This is a genomic window from Caballeronia telluris (assembly GCF_001544495.1).
Taxonomy (GTDB): Bacteria; Pseudomonadota; Gammaproteobacteria; order Burkholderiales; family Burkholderiaceae; genus Caballeronia; species Caballeronia telluris.
Map to the genome: position 1 here is coordinate 1 of NZ_FCNZ02000070.1, position 9,150 is coordinate 9,150.

8 protein-coding genes are annotated in these 9,150 nt (G+C 58.2%); 3 read left to right on the plus strand and 5 right to left on the minus strand.

What is annotated here, in order from left to right; all coding sequences use genetic code 11:
• The first annotated feature begins 1,456 nt into the window (after window positions 1–1,456).
• Window positions 1,457–2,593, plus strand: coding sequence for a porin (locus AWB66_RS31535; RefSeq protein ID WP_087633920.1), 1,137 nt, complete (start codon window positions 1,457–1,459; stop codon window positions 2,591–2,593).
• Window positions 2,594–2,814: 221 nt separating this feature from the next.
• Here the strand turns inward: AWB66_RS31535 and AWB66_RS31540 are convergent, their stop codons facing one another.
• The 4 genes from AWB66_RS31540 to AWB66_RS33905 form a co-directional block, all read right to left on the minus strand.
• On the minus strand, window positions 2,815–3,357 hold the full coding sequence (locus tag AWB66_RS31540) for a copper-binding protein (RefSeq protein WP_087633921.1): 543 nt from the start codon (window positions 3,355–3,357) through the stop codon (window positions 2,815–2,817).
• 121 nt (window positions 3,358–3,478) lie between these two features.
• Window positions 3,479–3,883 carry a helix-turn-helix domain-containing protein gene (locus tag AWB66_RS31545; RefSeq protein WP_087633922.1) on the minus strand — a complete coding sequence of 135 codons (405 nt, stop codon included), beginning with the start codon at window positions 3,881–3,883 and terminating at the stop codon, window positions 3,479–3,481.
• A gap of 514 nt (window positions 3,884–4,397) precedes the next feature.
• Complete coding sequence (locus tag AWB66_RS34745; RefSeq protein WP_235021339.1) at window positions 4,398–4,544, minus strand: hypothetical protein; 147 nt, start codon at window positions 4,542–4,544, stop codon at window positions 4,398–4,400.
• Window positions 4,545–4,855: 311 nt separating this feature from the next.
• Window positions 4,856–5,029, minus strand: a complete 174-nt coding sequence (locus AWB66_RS33905; RefSeq protein WP_159462988.1) for a hypothetical protein — start codon at window positions 5,027–5,029, stop codon at window positions 4,856–4,858.
• Between the two features lie 827 nt (window positions 5,030–5,856).
• Between AWB66_RS33905 and AWB66_RS31560 the strand changes: the two genes are divergently transcribed.
• Entirely contained in the window at window positions 5,857–7,497 is a 1,641-nt protein-coding gene (locus tag AWB66_RS31560) for an arylsulfatase (RefSeq protein ID WP_235021340.1), read from the plus strand.
• Between the two features lie 56 nt (window positions 7,498–7,553).
• Window positions 7,554–8,438, plus strand: coding sequence for a radical SAM protein (locus AWB66_RS31565; protein WP_235021341.1), 885 nt, complete (start codon window positions 7,554–7,556; stop codon window positions 8,436–8,438).
• Here AWB66_RS31565 and AWB66_RS31570 read toward each other — a convergent pair.
• Window positions 8,428–9,150 (minus strand): IS30 family transposase (locus tag AWB66_RS31570; RefSeq protein ID WP_087633924.1); only part of this gene is annotated, 723 nt, incomplete at its 5' end. The two genes, AWB66_RS31565 and AWB66_RS31570, sit on opposite strands and share 11 nt — an antisense overlap.

Here is a 9,150-nt window from a genome sequence, read left to right on the forward strand (position 1 = left end):
CGCCGACCGCGCCATCAACTTTCGTACGGGGATCCACACCGGACGGTTGTTCAAGCTTGAGCGCAAACGCAGCTTACCAGCGCGGAGCGGCCCTTTACTACCGCCGATGCGGCCAACGACGCCCGTCCTCCTACATATTGTTTTCCTCCTTGATTCCCGCCGCGCTGAACACAAGGCAGCGCTACCGTCCGTATCGCGATAAACGACCAAAGGAAGCGTACACTCATACCGGGTCGGTTCCTGTCCGATCGGCCAGGCCAGATGCATTCAAGCGACGCCGGCAGTGTAGCGGCTCGTGCAGCCGCAGTAGGAGATAGTCATGAAGACTTTGGCGTTACTGATTTGCGTAATCCTCTCCGCAAACGCATTTGCAGAATGTGCGACGAACGCCCGTGGTGAAACGGTATGCGGCAACGGGCACACTACCGGTGGTTATAACCAGAAAAGCGGTACCGCCTGGACATCCCAGACTAACCAGAACGATGTACGAACGAGCCAGACAAATCGAGGCGGCGAGGCGAAGACAAAGAATGGCAAAGGCGTGGCTCACGGTCCCGGCGGGTCCACCTGCTACAAGACCGCAAACAAGCACGGTTGCAACTGATAGGGCTTCTGTCAGAGCCCTCGCCTTCCTCGCAAACTCGTCGGTTGTGCCAACGGCAAAGATGGCCGGGCTGAGCATTGTAGACCCGTCGCTGAAAGTCCTAATCAAAGGGGCCGGATACCGGAACCGGCGTCTCGTTCATTAGGGACCGCTTCATGGACTTCGAGCGCGGCCGCCTCGCAGTTAGCGAGGCGCCATTGCACGTGGTCCCGCGTAACTTTCGGCTGCGATCGTGGGGCGCAGCAACCGGTGGTTGCGCACTTGAACGAGCGCCCAATACATTCGTCAAGCAGCTGTATCGACCGGCTGATCGCGCTTTGCGCGAGATAAAGCTCCAACGGCGGCCTTGATCAGATTCGAATGCATGACGGCGGCTTCGAGTGCGACGAGTGAAGCAGAGGACGGGGCGTGATGCGCGTGACGAGTGGCCGTAATCTGACTGACGTGGACATACTATCTGGCGGGCCGCTCGCGAGTCAATACGGCACTCGCAGCGCAAACTCGAGCCGTGCGTTGAGACGACAGCGTTTCCGGCTTTCCCGGCGCGAGTCAGCCCGCGCAGCGGAACCCTCAGTAGAGACGATTTTGCAGATTGCAGGCGAGCTGTACCGGGAACTTCTCGCCGAATCCGTGCCCGATGGGAAACCCACTACGATCTTTTCCCCTACCTATCCGACGAGAAAGAGCGAATAATAAACTTCAGTCTAGCTCATAAATTAATGGATTGCTGATTGCATACCGTTTCAATGAAAATATGCGATGGTGGTACCGGGGATTTCGTTGTTGATGTTTGTGGACCTTGGTTATTCGTTACGCGGAACTACCTTGTCAACAATCTTCCGGAGCGATTCAATGAAAAGGAACATTTTGGCGGCAGCCCTTCTGGGCGTGTTTGCGACTACCGCGGTCGCGCAAAGTAGCGTTACGCTTTATGGCCTGATCGATGCCGGCATCACCTATACGAATAGCCAGCTCACCAGTCAAGGCGGGCGCAGCAACGTGCAGGTGACCAGCGGTTCGGTGGAGGGCAGCCGCTGGGGCCTGCGCGGGGCGGAAGATTTGGGGGGCGGCCTCAAGGCAATCTTCACGTTGGAAAGCGGCTTTAACGTGAACAACGGGACCTATTCACAGAGCGGTCGGGAGTTTAGCCGTCAGGCCTTCGTCGGTCTGTCGAGCGTCGATTTTGGTGCTGTCACATTGGGCCGCCAGTACGACAGCATGATCGATTTTGTCGGACCGCTGGCGCTGACTGGCACGGAGTATGGCGGAACTCATTTCGCGCACCCGTTCAACAACGATAACTTAAACAACAACTCGTTCTCGATCAACAATTCGGTTAAATACCAAAGTGTTAACTATGCGGGATTCCGGTTCGGTGGGCTGTACGGATTCTCAAATGCAGCAGGGGCTTTTGCGAACAATCGCGCCTATAGCGTGGGAGCATCGTATAGTTGGGGTCCCCTGAACTTTGGCGCCGGGTACCTTCACCTGAATAATGGCGCGAGTTCCCAGGCGGCGGCCAACTTCAATGCCAACGGCGCCGTGACGGACGGGCAGACGCTTAGTGCCGCGCGCCAACAAACCTGGGGAGCGGGGGTGAACTACGCGTTCGGACCGGCAGTCGTTGGGTTCGTGTATACACAGACCAACCTGACTGAGATATTCCAGACCGGTTTGAGTACCCATATCCAGAACTTCGAAGGCAATATCCGCTATAACCTGACGCCAGCGATGAACGTGTCGGGCGCTTATACGTACTCACGCGCGGGGGGCAATACCGGAGGCGGTACTCCGCACTGGAATCAGGTTGGTCTACAAACGGGTTACAACCTCTCCAAACGCACGGACGTGTATCTGCAAGGTGTCTATCAGTCAGTCAGCACGAGCCAGAACACCGCACTGGGGGTGGCATTCATTAATGGGTTGAGCGCGCCTTCATCGACTAGCAACCAAGTCGAGGTGACCGCGGGCCTGCGTCATCGCTTTTAGGGTGATCGGGAACGCGGCGACAATTCGGCAATTCGCCACCTCGCGCGGGTCGAGCGACACTTTCGCCGCGCTGCGCTTGTGAGAAAACATCGCGTAGCCTCGCCTTCGCCCCTTGGCCCGACAATGTGGCGATTCATTTCGACGCGCAGGTGCTGGGACGGAATTGTCCCAGCGCACTGCGCGCAAACCCTCAACGCTTTGCGCCGTGGACAACGCCACGGTCATTTCACCGCCGCCCCGCCACGCAGCACCTGAATCGCCGTGGCCGACACGAACTCGGCCCGCACGGTGTCGCCGGTCTTCAGTCCGTCGAGCGAGACATCAGGCGCGACCTGGAAAACTTCGGTGCGGCTCGGTCCGCGCAGCGTGATCAGGCGCTTCTGCGCGTCTATCTTCTGGATCGTCGCGAGGATTTGCACGCTGCGGGCCGTCGCAGCGACGCCGCCCGAAGCAGGAATCGTCGCTTCGGTGTCGACTCGTTCGCGGATCCCCGTTGATTTCACCTTTGTCGCGCGCACGAGAAGCGCGTTCCGATATTGGATGTTGACCGTGTCGCCAATCTGCAGCTTCTTCACATCGCCGACTTCGGGATTGACTGCGACCTCGACGATGCGGCCCTGCGGGCCCTGCAGCGCCACGCTGTTTGTCGCCGGATCGATGCCGACTACATGCGCCTGAGCCTCGGCGACAGTCGCAGCGCCCCGCGTGTCGTCCCCGGCGCCTGATGCCGCGTTCTGCGCGATGGCCGTATCAGCGAGCGCCATCGCAGCGGCCATCGCAGCGATGGCGGTTGCGTGCGCGAGACCCGTTCTGAGAACGCGCGATTGACCTTTAGGTGACATGCGATGCTCCTTTCGTGAGTGACAAGACGGTCGGTCGACGCGGCTAGCGACGTGATTTGGAAAGCAAATGTCCCAGACCGAGCTTGGTCGCAATCTGCCAAATGTAGACGCGCGAGAAACGCACGCCATATCGTTGTTCAATGAGCCCGCGCAGACGCGCGTTGGTCCAAGCGTCGCTTTCGAAGCCATGTGCACGCGCCGGGCCTCGCAGCGTCAAGGCGATCCATTCGAGCGCCTCCTGATCGAGGACCGATGAGCGGCCGCCGACGCTCATCTTTTGCAGCGCTGCAAGCCCGCCCGAATTCACGGCGGCCTCATAGCGCTTCACGGTTTGAGTGCAGAGATGCAGTCGCTCGGCGACCGCGTCCACCGATGCGCCGTCAAGTAGCCTCTGCCCGGCGGTCATCCGGCGCACGGCACTCGGGGGTGGTTCTGTTCGGGAAAGCATCTGTGCGTCTGTCGTTGTGATCGCCGGAACGCGGCTGTCGCCGCCGCGGCGGCGAACGCCGCTATTGCTGCGTTCGTGGAGAGCGCCCTCCACTTCCGGTGCGGGACCTCCAACTTCATTACGCATAGCAATACACGATTTTCACCGAATTTTGGGATAAAGCACGGCGGACCGCAGCTTCGACTGCCGCTGCGTCGGCTCAGGTATGCATGCTCCGGATAGAGCCGTAGAGGCTGCCCCAGCTTGCCGGGTCAGCTCGGCCATGGTGCCGGTGCCGGACCGGTCACATTCATCGATGATTCTTCTAGCGCAACCACTCAACATTCAAATGGTTAAGGGGGAAACCTTGGTTCCTTCAAGCGACAAATTGCCCATCAGCCCGGCATTTGTCAGGGCGATGACTTGAACCGGCGCCGTCGCGGTCGTCGTGTCGATCGAGCCGTGGCACGTACTTTTACAACCGCGACCGAAGCGTCGGCGCCCGCCGTCCATCCCTTTGACTGTCGAAACTGGTTCAACCGGGGCCGTCGTCGACGTTTTCTACCTTTGCGATGCGCATGAGCGTCGGTTGGCCAGCGACTTCGGTGTACTGATACTGGATGCTGCTGCCGACGACCTGCTCCGGCGGGATGCCATACGCTTGATCTGCGAATCCGCGCATAAAATTCGACACCGCCGCCCGACACGATGAAGGCCTTAAAGCCATTTGCCCGAATATAGGTCAGCACTTCCAGCATGGGCTGATAAACCAGCTGGGGATATGTTCTGTCGAAGCGCTTGTGGCGCGCTGAGGCGAGCCAGTCGCGCGCCTGTGTGGCAAATTGGTCGGCGCTCATTCCTGCGTGGGTCGCCACAATCAATCTCATCGCGTTCGCTTCGCCGTTCTCGGCGAACACACCGGCCATATCGCCGGCGAGCGCAGAGCGATACGGCTCCTGACTGCGCCATTCAGGGATGCTGGGGCGCCGGGGCCTAAAGCCTCTGGAGCGCAAACACGAACTGCAGTACGCAGGCTTCCAGCCATAACGTGCGATCGTCGTCAAAAACGGCAATCCGGTCTGCCTGCGGCACGAAGTCGGCGCAGCCGACGGTCGTCGTCTTCTGACGAAATCGACAATCGCCTTTTTTTGAGCCGTGTCGTTCCATGAAGGAAGAACGTCGTTGGTAAAGGCGCCCGGCTGTGTGACCGCCTGTGCCGGGGCAGTTGCACCGCATCCTCCCAGGGCCGACATGAGCACGAGGCACGCGCACAGCCCGCCCGCGACGTTTATTAATCTGGTCATTTCGGTTACTAGCGCGAACCCCGCCTAAACACACGAATTGCGTCGCCACGGAGACCGCGTTAACAGGCGCGTTGACTCACCCTCGACAAATCTTGCTCATTACTCCATTTAGCATTCCCCTATAAAAACGCTAGACGGGTTTTTGGTTTGTTCGTTACGGGTTTCAATGGGATCTTAATCCGTATCGAAAACTCCTTTGAAACCGCCGTCCAATGCTACAAGCGCATCAGCAGATCCATTGAGCCCATGGGCGCCGTTGTTATAGCCTCTAAGATGATGATTGTTATTCCAGCCACTTGAGCGTCCGGGCTTGACGAAGCCGTCTGCGGAAAATAGGTCTTTTTGCGGTTCGATTCAAGAAAACGATGCGCAACTGTCCTGGTTGTTAGCGCGGATAAGGGGGTTCTGCGAAAACGTCAGTCGTTAGCTGAGCTTTTTAAACACAAAACTACGGCAGGCGGTAGTGGACCAAAGTCCCATTGACCGATGTTCACCGATACAGCTTAATCTATCAGGCATCGCATCCACCGCCTTCTTCACATAAAGAGAGGGTTGGGTTCATCGATATCACCTTCACGCGGCTGACTTCGCGCGTGCTGCCTGTCGTTCTGAAATTCCGTTTCAATGCTCGTTTTTTTGCAAGTCAAATGGCTGTGCTACACGGCTATAGCGGACCGAGGAGAAATGGAAATGAAAATGAAAGAACGCATCCTTTCCACACTGCTCGCGACGACGGTGTTTCTACCGGCGGTTACCACGCCAGCGCTGGCCCAGAGCACCGCTGGCAAACCTAACATCGTCGTAATAATGGGCGACGATATTGGTATGTGGAATATAGGCGCGTACCATCGCGGTCTAATGGCCGGCCGTACGCCCAACCTCGACCGGATCGCGAAGGAGGGCATGCTGTTCACTGACTACTACGCAGAGGCGAGCTGTACGGCGGGACGCGCCAATTTCATCACAGGCGAGTTGCCCATCCGCACTGGCATGACAACAGTCGGTCAGGCGGGCGCGCTAACCGGCCTGCCCGCCGAGGCAGTGACGATTGCGACGGTGCTCAAGTCGATGGGTTATGCCACCGGTCAGTTTGGTAAGAACCATCTGGGCGACAGAAATGAGTTTCTGCCCTGCGTCCATGGGTTCGACGAGTTCTATGGATATCTTTACCACCTTGATGCAATGGAAGATCCGGCGCATCCAAACTATCCGCAGAATCTGCTGAATGTCGTCGGTCCACGCAACATGGTCCATTGCTGGGCGACTGATAACAGCGACTCCACCGATGTGCCACGCTGGGGCAAGGTCGGCAAGCAAAGGATCGAGGACGCCGGTCCACTTTATCCGAAACGCATGGAAACCGTGGATGATGAGATTCGCGACGGCGCAACCAATTTTATGGACAAAGCACAAAAAGACGGAAAGCCATTCTTTGTTTGGCTCAACCCGACGCGCATGCATATCGTTACACATCTCTCGCCGAAGTATGAAGCGATGCGCAACGCAGAAAACGGCTGGTCGGAAGAGGAAGCCGGCATGGCCCAGCTCGACGACGATGTGGGTCTCGTGATGAAGAAGCTCAAGGACATGGGCGTGGACGACAACACGATCGTGCTCTTCACCACCGACAACGGTACCGAGGTCTTCACCTGGCCCGATGGTGGTCAGACGCCTTTCGCGCAATCAAAGGGAACCGTCCTGGAAGGCGGCTTCCGTGTGCCCGCTATTCTTCGATGGCCTGGTCATGTGCCAGCGGACTCGGTACAAAACGGATTATTTTCGGGCTTAGATTGGTTACCGACGTTCGCTGCTGTCGCCGGCAATCCGAACATAACCGACCAATTGCTAAAGGGCGTCAAGATCGGCGACCGGACCTATAAGAATCATCTCGATGGCTACAACCAAGCCGCCGCCATCGCCGGGAAGGGGCCGTCAGCGCGCCACGAGATTTTCTATCTCGGCGAAAGCACGATCGGGGCCGTGCGCATCGACGACTACAAGTTCCGTTTCATAGACCAGCCCGAAGGCTGGCTTGGAGAGAAAACGCGACCCGACGTCCCCTATATCACCAACCTACGCCTTGATCCATTCGAGCGTACGGGCTGGCCTAGCAATGGGACGAAAGACGGTGGACAACAATACTTCGACTGGTTTAAGTTCCAGTTCTGGCGATTCGTGTTCGTCCAGCAGGTCATTGGAAAGGAGTTGCAGACGTTTATCGACTATCCGCCCATGCAGCGTGGCGCCAGCTTCAACCTTGATGCGGTCAAGGCGGAAATGAGCAAACGCATGACTCAGGCGGAGTCCGCGAGTAAGGGCCCCGGCCAATAAGGAATTGTCTTTGGCTTGTTGCGCTTCAGAATTCCGGTAAAACATTGGGAGGCTCAATGCCCCGCACTGAACGCGCCGCTCCTATTCATTTCGTGCGCAATTCGCCACCGGGCGCCGAACCCGAAGCGCCGGCGCGGAAGGGCCGTTTTCATGCGATGGCAAAACCCATCGGATCGACCTGCAACATCAACTGTGCATACTGCTATTACCTGCACAAGGAACAACTGCTCGAGCAGCATCGCGGGGCTCGCATGGAGCCGTCGATGCTTGAGCGGTACATCCGTCAGTATATTGAGGCGCAGAACGGCGAGGCCGTGATCTTCTCATGGCAGGGTGGTGAACCGACCATGCTCGGGCTTGACTTCTTCCGGGCGATCGTTGCATTGCAACTGAAATACCGGCCTGAAGGGCGACGCATCGAGAATGACCTCCAAACCAATGGCACGCTGTTGACCGATGAATGGTGCGCGTTTCTTAAGGAGAACGGCTTCCTGGTCGGCATTAGTATCGATGGTCCTCGCGAGTTGCACGACCTGTATCGGGTCGATCGCAAGGGGCGCCCGACCTTCGACGACGTCATGCGGGGTGTCGGGTTATTGAAAAAGCATGGTGTGAAATTCAATACGCTGACCGTCGTGAACCGGCGCAACGCGAGACGTCCGCTCGACGTCTACCGGTTTCTGCGTCATGAAGTCGGGTCCACTTATATGCAATTCATTCCGTGCGTCGAGCCCAGGGATTTTCATACGGTTGCGCCGCAACACTGGCCGTTGGAGTCAATGCCTCTGCTGGGCTCAGGGGCAGCCCGTCCCGGCAATCCGGAGTCGATCGTCACGGACTGGTCTGTCGATCCCACTGACTGGGGCTACTTCTTGTCCCGCACATTTGACGAATGGTACGGCGGTTTCAAGCCGAAGTGCAACAGGGGGGTTAATGTTTAGCGTTCTGAGGTTGGCTTGCTGAGGCGAGCGTGGCGGCGAAGACCTCGAGCGGCGAATAGAACGCGTGGGTTGCGCGCGGCCGGTTGTTCAGGCTGTCGGCGATAGCATCGAGTTCGTCCTGTGTGTAGACCGAGAGGTCGGTTCCTTTGGGCAAGTATTGTCGCAGCAAGCCGTTGGTGTTTTCACATGTGCCGCGTTGCCAGGGGCTATGGGGGTCACAGAAGTACACGCGCACGCCGGTGGCCGCGGCGAGTTCCTGATGGCGCGTAAGTTCCTTGCCTTGGTCATAAGTGAAGCTGTGGCGCAGGGGTTCAGGAATCGAGTTGAGTTTGGCCGAGAAGCCCGCCAGAGCTGAGGCGGCGGTAGCATCGTCCATCTTGGCAAGCAGCACCAGCCGGCTGGTGCGCTCAACCAGCACGCCAACGGAGGATTGGTTCCCAGCGCCTTTTATAAAGTCGCCTTCCCAGTGGCCAGGCAGCAGGCGGTCCTCGATTTCGGGCGGGCGTACGTGAATACTCACCATGTCGGGAATCTGCCCGCGTCGGTCTGTGCCGCGCGTGCGCGACATGCGGGTGTTGTGGCCGTGGCGCAGGCAGGCAATCAACTGGCGGCGCAATTCGCCACGCGGCTGAGCGTAGATAGCCGTGTAAATGGTTTCATGCGATACGTGCTGGGTGGGGTCAGTCGGATACATCCGCCTAAGTGTGCCCGA